Origin of the sequence: Cytobacillus luteolus (assembly GCF_017873715.1) — a bacterium.
Lineage (GTDB): Bacteria > Bacillota > Bacilli > Bacillales > Bacillaceae_L > Bacillus_BV > Bacillus_BV luteola.
In genome coordinates this window covers 101340-118462 of sequence record NZ_JAGGKM010000001.1, presented here as the reverse complement: position 1 = coordinate 118462, position 17123 = coordinate 101340, and the positions used below count along the sequence as shown (strand labels likewise).

The 17123-nt window shown below is 37.9% G+C and carries 18 protein-coding genes; 4 read left to right on the top strand and 14 right to left on the bottom strand.

Features of this window, described 5'->3' with window-relative positions; all coding sequences use genetic code 11:
* Positions 1-50 precede the first annotated feature (50 nt).
* The 3 genes from J2Z26_RS00640 (at position 51) to J2Z26_RS00630 (ending at position 3176) form a co-directional block, all read left to right on the top strand.
* Entirely contained in the window at positions 51-647 is a 597-nt protein-coding gene (locus tag J2Z26_RS00640) for a hypothetical protein (RefSeq protein ID WP_193537504.1), read from the top strand.
* Complete coding sequence (locus J2Z26_RS00635; protein ID WP_193537506.1) at positions 634-2325, top strand: GMC family oxidoreductase N-terminal domain-containing protein; 1692 nt, start codon at positions 634-636, stop codon at positions 2323-2325. Before J2Z26_RS00640 ends, J2Z26_RS00635 begins: the two co-directional genes overlap by 14 nt.
* 254 nt (positions 2326-2579) lie before the next feature.
* The gene (locus J2Z26_RS00630; protein WP_193537508.1) at positions 2580-3176 is read left to right on the top strand and encodes an MSMEG_1061 family FMN-dependent PPOX-type flavoprotein; all 597 of its coding nucleotides are present in this window, start codon (positions 2580-2582) and stop codon (positions 3174-3176) included.
* Between the two features lie 161 nt (positions 3177-3337).
* Here the strand turns inward: J2Z26_RS00630 and J2Z26_RS00625 are convergent, their stop codons facing one another.
* From J2Z26_RS00625 to J2Z26_RS00580, 10 genes are all read right to left on the bottom strand, one after another.
* A complete protein-coding gene (locus J2Z26_RS00625) occupies positions 3338-3829 on the bottom strand; it encodes an alpha/beta hydrolase family protein (RefSeq protein WP_209794270.1) in 492 nt (163 codons plus the stop codon).
* Between the two features lie 155 nt (positions 3830-3984).
* Positions 3985-5337: an MATE family efflux transporter gene (locus J2Z26_RS00620; protein ID WP_193537509.1), complete on the bottom strand. Its 1353-nt coding sequence runs from the start codon at positions 5335-5337 to the stop codon at positions 3985-3987.
* Positions 5338-5381: 44 nt separating this feature from the next.
* Positions 5382-6155 (bottom strand): ABC transporter ATP-binding protein, encoded by a 774-nt coding sequence (locus tag J2Z26_RS00615; RefSeq protein ID WP_193537511.1) that lies wholly within the window; start codon positions 6153-6155, stop codon positions 5382-5384.
* Positions 6152-6973 carry an ABC transporter ATP-binding protein gene (locus tag J2Z26_RS00610; RefSeq protein ID WP_193537514.1) on the bottom strand — a complete coding sequence of 274 codons (822 nt, stop codon included), beginning with the start codon at positions 6971-6973 and terminating at the stop codon, positions 6152-6154. Before J2Z26_RS00610 ends, J2Z26_RS00615 begins: the two co-directional genes overlap by 4 nt.
* Positions 6966-7817, bottom strand: coding sequence for a nickel transporter permease (nikC, locus tag J2Z26_RS00605; protein WP_193537516.1), 852 nt, complete (start codon positions 7815-7817; stop codon positions 6966-6968). The genes J2Z26_RS00610 and nikC overlap by 8 nt, the downstream gene beginning before the upstream one ends.
* Positions 7817-8767, bottom strand: a complete 951-nt coding sequence (gene nikB / locus J2Z26_RS00600) for a nickel ABC transporter permease (RefSeq protein ID WP_319638067.1) — start codon at positions 8765-8767, stop codon at positions 7817-7819. Before nikB ends, nikC begins: the two co-directional genes overlap by 1 nt.
* 79 nt (positions 8768-8846) lie before the next feature.
* On the bottom strand, positions 8847-10409 hold the full coding sequence (gene nikA / locus J2Z26_RS00595) for a nickel ABC transporter substrate-binding protein (RefSeq protein WP_193537518.1): 1563 nt from the start codon (positions 10407-10409) through the stop codon (positions 8847-8849).
* Positions 10410-10439: 30 nt separating this feature from the next.
* Positions 10440-11303: a DMT family transporter gene (locus tag J2Z26_RS00590; protein ID WP_193537520.1), complete on the bottom strand. Its 864-nt coding sequence runs from the start codon at positions 11301-11303 to the stop codon at positions 10440-10442.
* A 290-nt stretch (positions 11304-11593) separates the two neighbouring features.
* Positions 11594-12136, bottom strand: coding sequence for a hypothetical protein (locus J2Z26_RS00585; protein WP_227413767.1), 543 nt, complete (start codon positions 12134-12136; stop codon positions 11594-11596).
* A gap of 22 nt (positions 12137-12158) precedes the next feature.
* A complete protein-coding gene (locus J2Z26_RS00580) occupies positions 12159-12617 on the bottom strand; it encodes a hypothetical protein (protein ID WP_193537521.1) in 459 nt (152 codons plus the stop codon).
* A 226-nt stretch (positions 12618-12843) separates the two neighbouring features.
* On the opposite strand from J2Z26_RS00580, the gene J2Z26_RS00575 reads away from it, so the two are divergent.
* Positions 12844-13029 (top strand): hypothetical protein, encoded by a 186-nt coding sequence (locus tag J2Z26_RS00575; RefSeq protein WP_193537523.1) that lies wholly within the window; start codon positions 12844-12846, stop codon positions 13027-13029.
* A gap of 769 nt (positions 13030-13798) precedes the next feature.
* Here J2Z26_RS00575 and J2Z26_RS00570 read toward each other — a convergent pair.
* The 4 genes from J2Z26_RS00570 to J2Z26_RS00555 form a co-directional block, all read right to left on the bottom strand.
* Positions 13799-14452 carry a hypothetical protein gene (locus J2Z26_RS00570; protein WP_193537525.1) on the bottom strand — a complete coding sequence of 218 codons (654 nt, stop codon included), beginning with the start codon at positions 14450-14452 and terminating at the stop codon, positions 13799-13801.
* A 75-nt stretch (positions 14453-14527) separates the two neighbouring features.
* Entirely contained in the window at positions 14528-15442 is a 915-nt protein-coding gene (locus tag J2Z26_RS00565; protein ID WP_193537527.1) for a hypothetical protein, read from the bottom strand.
* 333 nt (positions 15443-15775) lie between these two features.
* Entirely contained in the window at positions 15776-16144 is a 369-nt protein-coding gene (locus J2Z26_RS00560) for a VOC family protein (RefSeq protein ID WP_193537529.1), read from the bottom strand.
* A 291-nt stretch (positions 16145-16435) separates the two neighbouring features.
* Positions 16436-16984 (bottom strand): CBO0543 family protein, encoded by a 549-nt coding sequence (locus J2Z26_RS00555; RefSeq protein ID WP_193537531.1) that lies wholly within the window; start codon positions 16982-16984, stop codon positions 16436-16438.
* Positions 16985-17123: the final 139 nt, after the last annotated feature.

Sequence of the window (17123 nt, the reverse complement as noted above, 5' to 3'; positions counted from 1 at the left end):
TACCCTATAATGCCAATATTATAAATATAATATGTAAAAGTAGGTGGAATATGGTTACTCCTAATTGGTCTCACACAACAAAGTTAAATTTTATGTCCATTGTAGATATGCTTTTACCATCTACTATAATATCAACAAAATCAAGCAGGCATTTTCAATTTGGTGGACAAAATTTATTGATTTGGGAATATCTCCTTATATCACTTGATAGTCTACCACAACCTTTATCTGACCCAACATCGCAACTTCTTGACATTTCAGCTTATTATACAGTTAGTCCTCCCTACTTTTTTAATGGTTATTTTTCTAGTTTATCTAGAAATAACCGAATCAAAACGATAACAGCACTTGAAGACCTCCAGGTACCACTGGACAAACTTCCATTTCCATATCAAAACAATCCAACCTTGATTAAAATTATGATTAATTCATTGTACCAAATAACCTTATTCGGCTATTACTCCGAATGGACTGGTTATTTATATACCAGATATTATTCTCCAAGCTACAGACAACTTCTTACCTTTCCTCTAGGTTGGATTTATTCAGGTTATCCCGGGCCTTCCTACGGCTATCGTGATTTTAGGGGCTTTTTATTAAAAATGGAAAAAACCTATGTAGAAAGGGATTCGAATGAAAAATTATAATGTTATTGTCATTGGTGCTGGTGGCGGCGGTGCAGTTGTTGCTAAAGAACTTGGTGAAGTAGGCTTAAAAGTTCTTATGCTCGAAGCAGGACCTTGGTATGGAAATAGCAAGTGGCCACATCCTAATACGGACAAAGGTGCTGTTTCTAGCCAACATCCTGAGGATTTAAATATTGAATTATTTAAGCAATCGTATTCTAAGTTAGAAAATGATATGAATGATTTAATCGCAGGAAAGCTTCGTTGGGGACCAGCAAATCGAGAGCGTCCACCTTGGAATAGAGTATTTGAACATAGTGGTTTTGTATGGCAAAATTCCGGAGTCGGTGGGTCTACTCAACACTATTTGGGTAATTCTCCGAGAGCCTTTCCTACTGCGATAGATGATGAGTGGCCTTTGTCATATCGGGAACTATTACCCTTCTATGAGAAGGTCGAAGCTGAATTACCTGTAGAATTCTCTCCAATAACAACCAAAGAAGAACTATTTTACTTTGGTGCTAAAAGAGCAGGTTGGAGCCTCCTTTCTACTTTAAATGTTACCCGTGCAGGTTATCGGCCACAACCAAATGCCATTTTGCCTCCTAACCCGAACCTTACTAATACAAAATACTCAACTTATGAATTGTCATGGATGGAAGGCTGTACGCTGGCTGGCCATTGTATAAACGGCTGTCCTCATGGTCCCTCTGTAGATAAAATAGCAAAACGCTCCACAAATGTAAGCTACACTCCATTAGCATTAGCTACCGGAAATGTAGAAGTTATGCCTAATACTTTTACGTATCAAATAATTACAGAGAACCACCCAAAAGAAGGGATCAGGGCAACTGGCGTTAAGGTGAGGAATACTTGGACAGATATGAAACAAGATCTCTACGCAGATTGCATTGTAATCGCAGCAGGAGCGGTTGAAACTCCACGTCTTTGGCTAAATTCACAATTACCTTTTAACGAATGGGTCGGAAAAGGATTAGTTAACCACAATATGGACTTGGTTACGGGTATCTTTCACTCAAACGAGCTAAGCTCAATTATTAATAGTCCTGTTGTAGGACCAAACGTTGGACACACATCAGGCGCCAGGTTTGATTATCCTGGTCTAGGATCATTATTAGCGATGGGCTTAAGTCCAGGATTAACCTCATCCTTTGCTTACGCCTTAAGTAATTCGGGTAACTCTCCTAATTTTCATACACAACCGTTTAGTAAGGGGCGGGTAGTAGGAAAAGGGTTAATGGAATTGATGTCCAATTATCAAAATACAATGAACTTGCTAGTCGCAATTGATGATGAAGTCGTTAAGAATAATAAAATTTCTATTATGCCTTCTATAACAGATGAACATGGACCTGTTCCTGCTATTAGTTATGTTCCAACTAAAAATACCTTAAGGAAGAAAAAAGAATTGGTTAAGATAGCAGTCGATATTCTTAGAAGTGCAGGTGCAAAGAAAATTGTTCACTCGGATTGGCCGGATGGAATTATGATTCATATTATGAGTACAATGAGAATGGGTTATGTAGTAGATCAAAACTGTGAAGCCTTTCAGGTGAAGAGATTATTTATAGCAGATAACAGTGTTTTATGTAATGGTCTTGGAGGTCCCAATCCTACGCTAACTACTCAAGCATTAGCAACTAGAACAGCGACAATTATTAAAGATAAATACTTTTAACCCCTCTGTAGCTAGAGGGGTTCTTGCGGTTCCTTCGTTTGGCTTAACAAATAATACATGAGATTTGTTTAATGTTCCATTACTGTTCATACTCAAAAACCTTCTCACCGAGAAGCGTTCCGTCTACTATTAAGGTGATTCTGCTAAGCAGATTTTTCTGTCTCATTGTTTTAATTAGAATTCAAGTATTGTTAAAGGTTTTCATTTCTGTACAATAAATAGTAAGTAAAGTCGTTTACGAAAGAGGGAATATGATGGAGTTAATCAATTTTTCTACAGATGCAATCACCTCAGAAGAAGAGGTTCGTGAACTAGTTGGAACACCACATGAATATGTCGTTAAAAAAAGTATACCGGTGTTAGACGAGCATTGTAAGAGGTTTATAGAAATGTCACCACTTTATTTTCTGTCTACGTCAAATGCGGAGGGGCAATGTGATGTTTCTCCAAAAGGGGATTTTCCGTGTGGAATTCAAATCTTAAACAACAAGCAATTAGTGATTCCGGATCGACCAGGTAACAGACGAGTAGACTCGATCATCAATATATTATCCAATCCACATATAGGACTTTTATTCCTTATTCCGGGGCTAGAAGAGGTACTGCGCATAAATGGACGGGCCACCATCATTAAAAAACCCGAGCTTTTAAACAACATGAGCCTAAATGGAAAGCCACCACTACTTGGTATCGGTGTGGATATAGAAGAATGCTTTATCCACTGCTCTCGCGCACTGAAAAAATCAAAAGTATGGAACACCGACTCATGGCCAAACACAGAAGACCTACCATCCTGGTTAGACATATTTCATGCAGCCTTGGAACACAATGGAGTGGAAGTGAAGAGATAATTAACAACTTTACATTTTCACTGATTATATTAGGGAACGAAAAAGCATGATGTTTTATATGCTAAAATCACCATGCTTTTCACTACGTATTTGTGTCGTTATTTACAATTTGGGGCTCCCAGAATAACCCGTTTTTACTATACTAGAGGCCTTTTTGTTTTTCACTTTAAATACTTATCTAAAAACTCTAAAATCGCACGATATCCTGTAATTCGGTTTTCTTTCTTGGAAAAGCCATGGCCTTCATCTGTGAAGACGATATATTCTGTTGGAACTTTGTTTTTGCGAAGTTCATCGACCATCTCATCGGATTCCACCTGAAGGACACGTGGGTCGTTTGCTCCTTGCAAGACAATGACGGGCTTGTTAATTTTATCTCCATGAAAAAGTGGTGATATACTTCGGATATACTCTACCTGCTCATATGGATTCCCTAACTTCTGGTAAAGGGCGTCTCTCATGGATTCCCACCACGATGGAATGTTCTTCAGCGTTCTCTCCCAATTTGTTACACCGAAAATATCGACTCCTACTTTAAACTCTTCTTGGCGAAAGGCTAGTGTTGCTAGTACCATATTGCCGCCATAGCTTCCTCCGATGATACCAATCTTATCTGGGTCGCAGAGGGTTGTAGTAAACGGTTGATTCTCCACCTGGTCCACCGTGTACCCAAACAAGAGCCGGTACCTTTTCCGTTGCCGCTTGATGTGGAGAGTACATAATAGCTGGATGAAGTCCGAATACACGCCTTTTTTAGACTTCAATCACACATTCGACCGTGATGAAGTCCTAATACCGGTTTTAGTTTTTACGATGACATAAACTTACCCCTCGTCAATCTCGGCACATGCAACCAAAGAAACACAGATCGCCCTAGACTAAATATCACAAACGCTAACCATACCCCTTGGTTCTGATAAGTCGGTACGAGCCACCAGATGGCTACTATAAAGAGTAGCAAAGCCATAAAGATGGAATTCCTAACAGGTCCAGCCTCAGTTGCTCCAGAAAAAATCCCTTCTAGTAATAAGCCCCAGAATCCAACAATCGGAAAAATAACCAACCAGATTAATAGACTAGCGGCCGTTTCCTGAACCGCAGTAATGGTTGTGAAAAATGAAACAAGTTCATTTCCAAAGAGCATAATAACCGATGTCAATAGAACAACGGTCAGTACCCCCCATTGAGCTGAAAGGAAATAGGCTCTTTTATATAAAGCTTCATTTTTTCCACCAATGGCCCTCCCCACTAGAATGCTAGAGGCATTGGCAAAACCGCCTATCAAATAAGCCATTATATAATGAATCTGGAGTAAAATAGCATTTGCTGCTAGCGTTATCTCACCCATACTCGCACCTTTCGCGGTAAAAATGACTGTCATCGTAAGTAAACAAACGGTCCTTAAGAACAAATCGCGATTCACCTTAACCATCTTTACTAGAGCTTCAGCTTCTAATAGCATCGAAAGTTTCAGTTTACTAAAGCTTACTTTATTTGTTTTTACAATCACCAGAATCCCAAATAATATGGCACTAACCTCAGCAATTAATGTAGCATAGGCTACTCCAGCAACACCAAAGCCTAGGCCCATCACAAAGACAATATCGAGAATGATGTTCAGAACGTTCATGACAATCTGAGTGGCTAGAGCTAACTTGACCTTCCCCATCCCAATTAACCAGCCAATAATAACATAGCTTACTAGAATAAACGGTGCTCCCCAAATACGAATCGTGAAATACGTTTCCGCATAGGCTGACACTTCTTTCGTCCCACCAATCAAAGGTAACGCAATGTTGATGATCGGCTGCTGCAGAATGATGAATAAAAGCCCAAAAACAACAGCCAAAATCGCTGGTCTGAAAAAGGAAGCGAGCATTTCGTTTTCATTCTTTGCCCCTTCGGCCTGCGCGGTAAATCCACTCGTACTCACTCTTAAAAAGCCAAGAAGCCAGTACATTGTATTAAAAATTACTGCACCAATCGCCACTCCACCAATCGCTGCTGGTACAGGCATTCTCCCAACAACCGCTGTATCTACCGCCCCTAAGATAGGAGTTGAAATACCAGAAATAATAAGTGGAAGGGCCAATGCCAAATACTGCCGATGACCTAAAGGTGTAGCCTGATTTAATGTAACAGAAGTCACCACAGCCTTCATATCTTTCTCCTCTTTTCCAAAAAACTTATCGTAAAACTCAAACCCTACTCCAAAGAAGCTGCTTTAATAAGAGCTTTAGTATACTCATGCCGTTCTTCTCGATAAAGGTCCGCCAAATCAAAGAAATCAACCATACTACCGTTCTTTAAAACAATCACTTTTTCACAAAGGTAAGATACAGCTCTAATGTCATGTGAGATAAAAAGGATTGTGAGGTTCTTCGTTTTCTGAAGCTCCTTTAACAAGCCTAAAATTTGGACTTGAACCGTTACATCTAAGCTGGCCGTAGGTTCATCACACACTAACAGTGACGGCTCAATACTAATCGCTCTCGCAATCCCAACCCTTTGCTTTTGTCCTCCACTTAACTCTTCTGGGTACCGTTCACTCAAACGTCGATCTAACCCAACTGTCTCCATTAACTCTTCTGCTATCTCTTTTCTTGAAAGTCCTTCAACATTTAGAAAAGAGGGAGACACTTCTTTAAAGTTATCTAGCGGTTCAAGAATACTTTTCCAAACCGGAAGTTTAGGGTTCAAACTACTTGTAGAATCCTGAAAAATCATCTGAACATTTTTACGATACTGCCGTAATAAGGCCCTCTTTTTAGGTACGATGGGAATTCCATTAAAAAGAACAGTACCATCTCGATATGATTCCAGCCCTACAAGCACTTTTGCTAACGTACTTTTTCCACTTCCACTTTCACCAACAATCCCAATGCATTCTCCTTCATTTACAGAGAAAGATACATCATTCAAGGCCTGCACATTTTTTGTGTACTTTTTCGATAAACTTTCTACCATTAGTAAACTCATACACTACCCACTCTTTCCTGCCCCATGAATGCCACTTCGTTTGGTAAAGAAAGCAGGCAGGAACATAGTTTTTTCGTATACGGATGCTGGTGGTGACAACGGATCTCCTCTGACAATCCTTCTTCAACAATTTCTCCCTGGTTCATAACATACATACGGTCAGCCCGCTTATAAGCTAATGCGAGATCATGCGTAATCATTAGTACTGCACAGCCTGTTTCTTTTCGTAACTGATCAATAGCATCCAATACCTTCTCCCCACTTAGTACATCTAAGGCTGTTGTCATTTCATCACAAATCAATAAGGAGGGTCTTAATGCAAGCGCCAAGGCAATGGCTACTCGTTGTGTTTGACCACCACTTAATTGAAAGGGATAGCTTTGATATGTCTTTTTCGAATCTAAACCCATCTCTTCAAGTACTTGATGAGCAATCTCTTTCGCCTCGTTTTTACTCATTTTCTGATGGGTACGGATGGTTTCGACCATCTGTTTACCAACTTTAATAAACGGAGTAAAACTTCCTCTGTAATCTTGAAAAATCATCCCGATCTTGTTTCCAAGCATCTTTCGGTGTTCTTTTGATGGAAGAGCTACCACGTCTACATCGTTAAAAACAATACTTCCCTCTACTTCCATAGTTGAAGGGAGAAGACCCATGATAGCTCTAGCCGTTAAGCTTTTACCACTACCACTCTCGCCAATTAAACCGACAATCTCTCCTTTTGCTAGCTCAATAGACACACAATTAATCAGAGATTTTTTGGCACCTTTACTGTGAATGGACAAATTTTCGATAGAAAGTAAAGAACTATTCAAAACGACTCCCTCCTTTTCTTGTATCAAAATAGCTTTTCAACCCATCTCCTAGGAGGTTACAGCATAGAACCGTTATCATAATTGCTAGACCCGGGTAAATCATGAGAGAAGGAACCACTTGAAAATAGCCTCTTCCTTCGTTTAGCATCGCACCCCACTCCGGAATAGGTGGCTGAGCCCCAATCCCGATATAAGAAAGTGCGGAAATGAGCAAGATTACTTTTCCAATATCAATCGCAGCCATCACAATAATGTCCGGCATAACATGAGGTACTAGGTGAACACGAATTGTTTTAAAGGCACTTGAATGCGAGAGCTTTGAGGCTAATACATATTCCTTTTCTTTTTCAGCTAAAACAAGGCCACGAACGACACGCGCGTAAACAATCCATCTTACCAGCACAATTGCAATGATTACATTCGTTAAGTTAGGTCCTAAAATACCTGCAATCGCAATTGCTAAGATAAAATCTGGAAAAGATAAAATTCCGTCCACAATCCTCATCATAAAGGCGTCTATTTTCCCTCCATAGAAACCAGATAATAGTCCAACTGGAACGCCGATGAAAATGGCTAACAAAATAGCAAACAGCCCTAAACCAACTGTTAATTTCGCTCCATAAATGATTCTTGAAAAAACATCTCTCCCCAGTTGATCTGTCCCAAGCCAATGAGTGAAAGATGCTCCTTGTAACCTGTTCCCCATATCAACGTGAAAGGGATCGTGCGGAACAAGACTGCCGCCTAAAAAAGTTAAAAAGGCAAGGCCGACAGCAAGGAAGCCTCCGATAACTAAATTAGGATTGCGAAAAATCGTTGAAGTTTTAGTAAGTATGGCTTCCATTAGGCGATCTCCTTTCCTTGCTTAATTTGCGGGTTAATGACCATGTACAATAAATCCACAATAAGGTTTGTAAGTATAACGAGTGTGCCTACAATCAGAATGTAGCCTTGAATCACTGGATAATCTCGTTGCATGACGGCTTGAACAATGAGCTCACCCATGCCTGGCCATGAAAACAATATCTCAATCACCGTGATTCCACCAAGTAAACTTCCGATACTAAGTCCAAACATCGTAACCAAGGGAACCAAGCTTCCTCTTAAGGCATGAAAAAGAAGAACACGACCTTTGCTTAATCCCCTTGCCCTTGCTGCTTCAATATAGGAGCTTTGCAAGGTGGAAATCAGTCGTTCACGTAAAAGCCTGATATACATCGGTGCCATTGCAATTCCTAACGTAATAGATGGTAAAATATAATGTGCTAATGTCCCCTTTCCCATTACGGGTAGAAGATTAAGTTTTAACGAGAAAAAATAGATAAATAGTAAACCTAGCCAAAAGCTTGGAATGGAAGCTCCGAACATCGCAATCCACCTACTTACATAATCGGGCCACTTTCCTTCATAAACGGCACCGACTACACCAAGCGGCACGGCAATGAGAAAAAGAGCAACTAACCCACCTAAGGCTAAACTACCAGTCGCTGGTAACCTACTCATAATCATATCCAATACAGGCCTCTTAGAAATAACCGACTCTCCTAAATCAAACCTTGCTACATTTAAAATCCACTCACGATATTGGACGAGGATTGGTTGGTCAAAGCCATATTCCTTCAGTAGCCTTTCCTCATCTGCTTTCGTAGCTACTACATCATCGACCTTCAGTATTTCTCTAATCGGGTCACCTGGCGTAACTTTCATTAATACAAACGTTAAAAAAGAGAGAACCAACACCGTCATAACTAATTGAATGACCCTAGAACCAATCATAGAAAATACTCTATTCACAGGACTCACCTACCAATCCTAAATTTGATTTAAACCACGAAAAGTGAAAGTACCAAAAAGGATACTTTCACTTCGCCTATTATTCTACATCCATTTTATTTGTAATTAAGTAGTACTCTTCCGAACCAGGCTGCCAATTCTTAATCCGTTCATTTACCCCAACAATGATATGCGGATGTAATATAAACGATTGTGGCACCTCAGTTTGAATAATCTCAACCGCTTTCTTTTGTAGCTCAATTCGCTCATCAAGATTTGCTGTAACATTCAGTTGTTGTGTAATCTCATTTAATTTTGGGATATTTATTTGTCCAGGATTCAAGCCACCTTCAGGTAAATAAGCAACATTTAGAAAATATCCACCATCTCCACGAGGAGCCGTTAAGTTCGAGTATGTTACTAAATCCCACTCATCCTGTTGCTCCCATAAGTAACTATCAATATCTTCAACGGTAAAAATGTCTATTTTTATTCCAAGGCTAGCTGCTTCTGCTTGGAGGTATTGCGCCATTAAAGGAAGCTCTGGTCTTCCTTGATAGGTTGCTAATTTCAACTCAAGAGACTTACCATCTTTCTCTAACATTCCATTTGCATTTTTCTCATAGCCAGCTTCTTCTAAAAGCAACTCCGCTCTCTTTGGGTCATACCCTTCAGGAGCTTTTTCACCTGCAAAGGCGAATGTAGGGTTGAATGGCCCCGACGCTTCAGTCGCATGCCCATTCATAATCTCACTAACTGCCACAGGTCTATTAATCAATAAATCTAATGCCTTTCTAACATTTACATCCTGTAATGCAGGCTTATTAGCATTATAGAGAAGGAAATGTACACGTAAGCTTGACACCGACTCAACTCTTAAATCTTCGCGACTTTCAATTGGAGCTAATGCTTCAGGCGGTAAATGGTAAGCAATGTCTGCTTCCCCTGATTGAAGGGCCAATGCACGCACATTTCCATCTGAATTAAACTTGATTGTAACTTTATCTACCTTTGCAGCTCCATCCCAATAGCCATCATATCGCTTTAAGTTAATTTCAGATTCAGGCGTAAAACGAACGACCTCAAATGGCCCTGTTGCAATTGGCTTTTCACTCATATTTTCAGCATCAGCCTTAATGATTGAAGCATTTGTATGAACTAACTCTGATAGAAAAGCAGGATACTCTTCTTTCGTTGTGAACGTGATGTCTTGACCACTCGCTACCATGGCTTCAATTTTTAAGTTAGATCCAATTGACTCGTTTACACTCAACAACCGTTCAAACGAAGCCTTAACAGCTTCTCCATCAACAGGTGTTCCATCATGAAACGTCACACCATCTCTAATGGTAAATTTCCAGGTTGTCGGATCAATTTGCTCCCATCTTTCTGCGACCCAAGGCTGAATCTCTAAATTCTCATCGACCTTTACCAACGTCTCTGCAATCCCTGCACGAACCCCCATCCAATCTTGGTGTGGATCAATCGTTTTTGATGCAAAGCTAAATAGTAGGGTTACCGACTTTTCGGCTGTCTTACTTGATTCATTTGCAACATCTTTGTTTTCTGAAACTGATTTCGTCTCATCATTTGAGCAACCCGCTGCAAAAGCAAAAAGTAAAGCTACTAGCAAGTAAAATATTGTTTTGTTTGTGAACTTCATTATTTCCACTCCTATTTTTGTAAAGTAATGTTATGTAAGGACTTTCTTCAGTTGTGGTGCAGGAGTCTTTTTCCTTGATAGAGCAATTGATGCACCGATAATAATTGCACCACCAATCACTGAATATATACTTAAGACCTCTCCCCAAAAAACAAATCCCCAAAACACGTTAAAAAAGATCCCTATGTATCGAACAACCTCAACTACAATGATATTTTCATGCGTAAATGCACTCGTTAAAACAAGCTGACCTATAAGCGATACAACACCTATACAGATTAGGTAAAACCACCCTGTTAAGGACGGAACAACAAACTCATTCCACATCAACGGAAGTGAAACAATCGTTCCAGCTGCCAAAAAGTAAAAAACAATCTCATAGTTGTGATGTGACTTCGTTAGAAATCGTATCGAGGTTGCTGCACAAGCTGCGAGAAAGGCACTTAATACTCCGACAAGCGCATAAACCGTATAAGACTCATAGCTAAAGGGGTTGATCAAAAACATGGCCCCTAAAACAAAGAGCGGAAAAAGCAAAAGCATTCCTCTTGTCATTCTTTCTTTTAAGAAATAAATAGATAGCAAAATCGCAAAGAATGGTGACAAATGCGCTAGAATACTTGCATCTCCTAGTGGAATATGGGCAATGGTAAAAAAGTAAGCCAATAGATACAGAGCACCTAGTACACCTCTTAGCACTAGCATTGGAATGCCCTTTTTAGAAAAAGCAACTTGTGCTCTTCTCATTAGTAAGAAAATTAACAATGCACCAATCACACTACGAAAGAAGACGATTTCCGATACCGGAATAGTAACACTCGCTGCCTTCACAAAGACGTTCATAATGCTAAATGTAAACGCTGAAGCAATTGCAAGCAGTATCCCTTTTTTCACAGCCTACCCTCCAAATGCCATCCATTCGACACAAATCGTAATAATTACGATTTAAAGTCGAGAATTGTAGATAGAATTTTTATACACGACCACTATATCGTAATCATTTTGATTTGCACTAGATTACTATACGAAAATTAAATCTGCTCGTCAATATAAATCGTAATAATTACGGATTATTTTTTTAGAGAGTCATAAATCTTTGAAACACTGGGACGGTTCTAGTGTTTACTTCGTTTAGCTAAACGAAAGAAACATGAGGACCGTCCCCATGTTCCACCTTGATCTCCCTATTTCTTATGCTTGTCGTTATAACTATTCTCTACAGTCTTAAAAATTCTCGAATACATTTCCTGTATATGTGCTTCTTTTTTTTCATCATTATACAAGCCAAATCCCCAGCTTTTTAATGTGTCACCTTCTTCAGATATAAGAACCCCAGCAGCATAGTTTTCCCCACTGCTCCACCCCCAAAAATCTGAATACTTTTCATCTTTGCTAGTAAAAGGAATATGCGCCTTTGCTGATAAAAAGAAGAACGGGATACCCGAATTTAAATAAACATCAGCGTATTGACTTTCAGAAGCCTGATTAAGGTGCTCTTTCATAATAAGGACTGCATCATATGACATTAAATTATTATTTAGTAACTCATCAAAAGAAATTTCATTGAATTTCACTTGGCTCTCTTTAACCAATGGTGACGTGCCTATTACCGCTATACTTAAGGATTTACCTTCATATATTTCAAATTCAGGAGAAGTATGGGAGCAAGCGGATAGGGCAACAAAAAGTGAAATAATAAAAGGGATAACTAGGTATTTAGACTTCAAAATAAACCTCCACTACTTATATTCAAAGTGTATTATTTTTTTCAATATTTAATTGAGTAGTTCCTATTACTAATAATGAAGCTAAAAATAAAGGGACAGTATAAATCATTGTAATATCTAAAATGGAATTTACACCCTTATCACTATAAAAATTCATGAAGATAAATAAACTAATACCTATCGTAATTAGAAAGACAATACTTAAAGCATATTTATTAAACCCAGGATAAATTTTGTAAAAAACGTGTACTCCACTTAAAACAAGAAATAAAAGTGATAAAGCAAGAGCTATTACCCAAACTACTGTGCTTAAGTTTAGCCCATAAGGGATACCAGCAAATAATACATGTAACCAACTTAGAAGATAGAGAGTAACTACAAATAAATTAACATATGCCATTCTTTTCTTACCTAAACGATAAAAGATGAATGGGCTTACAAATAATAAAAGCAGTACCATACTAATTATAAAAGCACTCATTAATTCTACCTCCATAAAGCCTTATTTCAGTGTCCCTCATTAGTTGAAGAAGAGAGTTTACTCAATATTAGCACAATTACAACTTTCTGAGGACCACTGGTTATTTTTTAAAACACTGGGACGGTTCTAGTGTTTGCTTCGTTTAGCTAAACGGAGGTCCGTCCCCGTGTTCTATTTCCGTATCTTGGGCATAATACAGTTTATATTCATCAGAGAGGGGGATCGTATGAGACTAAGAAATGGAGATTTTTATACCAATGTCAATACCAATAAATTATATAGGTTAAACGAAGATAAAAATAGCAGTTGGTACTTGAGTTTGCGTGGTGAAGAAGCTGATTATCATGAAACAGAAAAGATATCAGGGCGTGATATGATTAGGTTGGTAGAAGGTAGTTTTAAAAAAAGTTAATAACAACAACCACCACCACATTCCTGTCTTAATACCTGTAATAGTTTTTTCAGTATAGAGGAAATAGTCACCTTTAAGTCGAATGCCGAATAAGGGAAAGCTTAAAGAGTGAAATTCATTCGGGAGAAGGAAGTTATGTCCTTAATTCAGTGACCAGCGAAAGTAAAATTAAGCGGAGTTTTTCCGGTTATATTCAGAATGGAAAACGTTTTTTGCTAAATAAGCGGAGTTTTTCCGCTTATTCCAAGAAAAATCTCACAATTTAATGTTTTTCGAGTCAATAGGCGGAATTTCTCCGTCTATATAAGCTAATTTCAGTGCAATATACTAATTAAGCGGAATTTTTCCGTCTATTTATCAGATCGTGTTTTATCTGAAAACTCCAATCTTAAACTAATAGTGTATCTCCAATTAAAAAGACTCAAAATTTCATGGGAAAATTCAGAAGCAAAAAAGCACAATGATTAAATTGCTAACCGGCATGCATGTTACTACTTAATTTTGTAATGTAATTTATGATTTTGCACTCCAAAAGAGAACCCGTTATTATCATATCCATTTCCCTCTTGTTGAAATAAATTAAGATTTAAAAGGAGAACGTAGAGGTTATGAATCCTCTGCGTTTTCCTTTGTGTGTTCAGTGGCACCTGTCTACTATGAAGACCTCATAATAGGCAAGGATGCTAGTCCAATACCATACAAGAAGAACGAGCCTTATAAAAGCTCGCTCACGTATCTTGTTCTATAGAATCTAGTAAAACCTCTCAAACTATAATATACGGGCAGTCTCCTCATCTATTAATTTAACGTGAATACCATTCGATGTTCCGCCTTCAATATGGTTTGGTATATCTGATAAATCGAGTAAATTCTTCATATGAATCGTTTTTATATCATTAGCTTCAATTGTAATACTATAGGGACCAACTATATTCATAAGTGACTCCATTCGCACTTCATCTTCCATGAAAAAAGAATCTAGGAATTCTAATTCAAATGTCACAGCTTTATTACTTCGATTGTGTAAAACAAGATTACATTCCCCATTCAATAAGTCTTCGCTAACCAACTGAAAATTGCAGTTTCCATTACCATCGTAGGAAACTGCGTTAACGCCACTCGCAAAAGTTTCTTGGTACATCGTTATTAAGAGTGTTGGTAAAATAGAATAGACTATTACAACAATAACTACTGTTCTAAAGTGATACTTCTTTAAACCAAACATAAGTAAAATCATAGCAATTATAAACAATATGGAACCGATTATACCGAGCAAAATATATCCATCATGATTGCGAATTGGAAACGACATGAAGGTAGAACGCGCTTCAATCATCACATTATTAGGAAATGGGAAATATAAATACATACATATACCAAAAATAATAACAGAACCTATGATTGCCACTTTACTTCTTATCATCTTATCCCTCATTTCCTAAGCAATTGAAGCTAACCTCTGCATTTAACTAAGTGATTTATAGATTAATAGAAGAGCTTAATCTATCAACACTTCCTTCTCAAAAATCTCACCATTCGAGTATTCAACTTTAATGACTAAGCGCATATTCTCATACTTCTCTATTTGATTAACATGGAAGTGGCGCGGCCATTCCTCTTCGGGCCCTAGAGATTCCATTTCCTCTTCTTCAATCAGCTTATCTCCTTCGTACTTCACAAGATACGCATTTACCACATGATCCGAGGGTTCCATCATAAATTCATTATAAAGAGTAAGACTAATGTTATCTTGATGGATATGAATATCAGATCTAATAATTCCATACTTACTCGTTCCAAAATGACCTAAATGCTCCGTATGGATTTCACTACTCTTTACCATATCGTCATACGTGACAGACACAAAGTACTTTAATCTATGCTGTTGATCGCGCTCTTCCATTCGATCTTCAAACTTTTGTTTCGATTCTTCCTCCATGCTAGAGCCTGTTGTTGTAATAACCCCAACCTCCCACAATGGTTTTACCTCAACTTCTATCGGAATCCTAACCTGGAATAATCCTTGTTGTATTTCCTTGGCTGGAAGAGTGATAAAATCCTCACCTGGACCATAGACATAATTGAATGTCACTTCAGAATTACTCTGAAGCTCCTTCACCTGCCACTCAAAGGTTGCAGCTGCCTTACCATCCTCTGCCTCACTCTGATCAAATTCCATGTGAATTCGACTGATCCAGCTCTGCTCATTTAAAAACTCATTCATGATATTCTGAATCTGCCCCGCTTGGCTGTTGACGTCACTAAGGATGTTGTGTTGATTGTGAGATAAACTGTTTACCTGATGTTCCACCCTATCTAAACTCACTAATAAGTTAAAATTCAAAATTAAGCTCGCGGCTAAGGCGATAACGATGAAAATTCGGAAGTATTTTGAGTAATTGTTGTTGTTCAATTTCTTTTGTTCCCCCCTTATTTTGATGCCCCTATGAATTTATACGAATGTACTTCCATATAGTTACAGGATTTTAGACTTTCATTCTAACATACTGGTAGTCTTTATCAATGAATACAGGGGATAAAAAATCGACAGGTACCTGGACCTGTCGATAGAAGTTATTATTTAAACTATGCCCAACCACCCTAAATATCAATCAGATTTCCATCCAAGTATTTAACATTTATTTCCTTTACAACTATTCCAGTTTGCTTTAGAGCCATTTATGTAATGAATCTATGGAACATGTCACCTATCATGAAAATAGGATAGATTGTTTTAGGAAGCTACTTAGTTGTGAACTTGAAGTTTATTTCCACTTGGATCGTAAAAATAAAAGAAGTTATGTCCCATGTCCTCTTGGATAGGTTCTACTTGAACATCTTTTGTGGTTAAATATGTGTGGAATTCTCTAATTCTTGATGTGGTAAACCCAACTGAAAATTCAGGTTGCCCATTGACTGTAAAATGTCCCCTTGAATCATGGTCTGCTCTAACCAATACATATAATGGTCCTGATTTAAGTGCTAAATCAGCCAAATGGTCTTGGCTAAATCGTAGTTGAAGTCCTAACGTTTCTGTATACCATGTTATAGATTGTTCAAGATTTTTAACCGGAACTCTAAAATAGTGTATTTCTTCTAGAAAACTATCGCTCATTTTTTCAATCTCTCCTTCTAAAAGTCATATGTTAAATAATCCCAAAATAATTATATATAATATACCCCAGGATGTAACCTTTTTAGTTTATGTCACCAGTATCCTTGTAAACAGTTTTTTCCCCTACCATCCTTGTGAGACATATTTCATGCAGCCTTGGAACACAATGGAGTGGTAGTGAAGAAATAAAGGTGAAAGTTAGAGTCAGAACACAATTTTTTCATACAAATAGAATTAGAGACGATTTCATTATAAACGTAATCGTCTCTACACGTTGAAATACTCTATAACTTAATTCGACTTTTCAAGAGCATTAAGTCCATGTACTAAAAGCTTCGCAACTAACCCCAATAGGATATAAATAGGTACAGAATAAATATGTTTCCAGTTAATAATCAAATAAATCCCTAACCACTGAAAAAGGTTTCCCCCAATATAAGCTGCAAATAGGGCCAATCCAATCTGAGCAATAATATAGTTTTTCCAACTAGAGAAATATTGATAAATTAACATATAGAAGACTGGAAGGATGGCTAAATCAGCAGGGTCAAATACTTCTCTTGCTAATGGAGTAGGTGTTACTTTATATGTCCATAAAGATAGGGATGCACCCATTTGATCCAACAGATAGGAAGTAATCATTATAAAAAAGCCAATAATGCTTATTTCCTTGATCCTTCTCCTATCAACGAACTTCCACCATAGTAACCAAGGAAGGATAAGTGTAACCAAGACAACCCACCAAGGAAAGGTAAATACGACTTCTTCATACCACCATTCTTTCGAAAATGCAGCCATTTTCTTATTAAGTATCAATAGCTCTTCAAACTTATTATCCACAAGTAATCTCCCTACAATCTATCGCAATTTAATATTTATAGTTCCAATTTACTAACATAATTAATCATTAAGTTGAGATAAAAAGTGGCTTACTAGGCAGTGGTTTTGGGCTATAGCTCAAATTTAGAGAAGTATCTTG

Bases quoted from the DNA above. Each gene is read 5' to 3' on its own strand.
- J2Z26_RS00620 (WP_193537509.1), bottom strand. From the start codon at position 5,337: ATGAAGGCTGTGGTGACTTCTGTTACATTAAATCAGGCTACACCTTTA.
- nikC (WP_193537516.1), bottom strand. From the start codon at position 7,817: ATGGAAGCCATACTTACTAAAACTTCAACGATTTTTCGCAATCCTAAT.
- J2Z26_RS00560 (WP_193537529.1), bottom strand. From the start codon at position 16,144: ATGAGCGATAGTTTTCTAGAAGAAATACACTATTTTAGAGTTCCGGTT.
- J2Z26_RS00635 (WP_193537506.1), top strand. From the start codon at position 634: ATGAAAAATTATAATGTTATTGTCATTGGTGCTGGTGGCGGCGGTGCA.
- J2Z26_RS00570 (WP_193537525.1), bottom strand. From the start codon at position 14,452: ATGATAAGAAGTAAAGTGGCAATCATAGGTTCTGTTATTATTTTTGGT.
- nikA (WP_193537518.1), bottom strand. From the start codon at position 10,409: ATGAAGTTCACAAACAAAACAATATTTTACTTGCTAGTAGCTTTACTT.
- J2Z26_RS00575 (WP_193537523.1), top strand. From the start codon at position 12,844: ATGAGACTAAGAAATGGAGATTTTTATACCAATGTCAATACCAATAAA.
- J2Z26_RS00615 (WP_193537511.1), bottom strand. From the start codon at position 6,155: ATGAGTTTACTAATGGTAGAAAGTTTATCGAAAAAGTACACAAAAAAT.
- J2Z26_RS00630 (WP_193537508.1), top strand. From the start codon at position 2,580: ATGGAGTTAATCAATTTTTCTACAGATGCAATCACCTCAGAAGAAGAG.
- J2Z26_RS00580 (WP_193537521.1), bottom strand. From the start codon at position 12,617: ATGAGTGCTTTTATAATTAGTATGGTACTGCTTTTATTATTTGTAAGC.
- J2Z26_RS00640 (WP_193537504.1), top strand. From the start codon at position 51: ATGGTTACTCCTAATTGGTCTCACACAACAAAGTTAAATTTTATGTCC.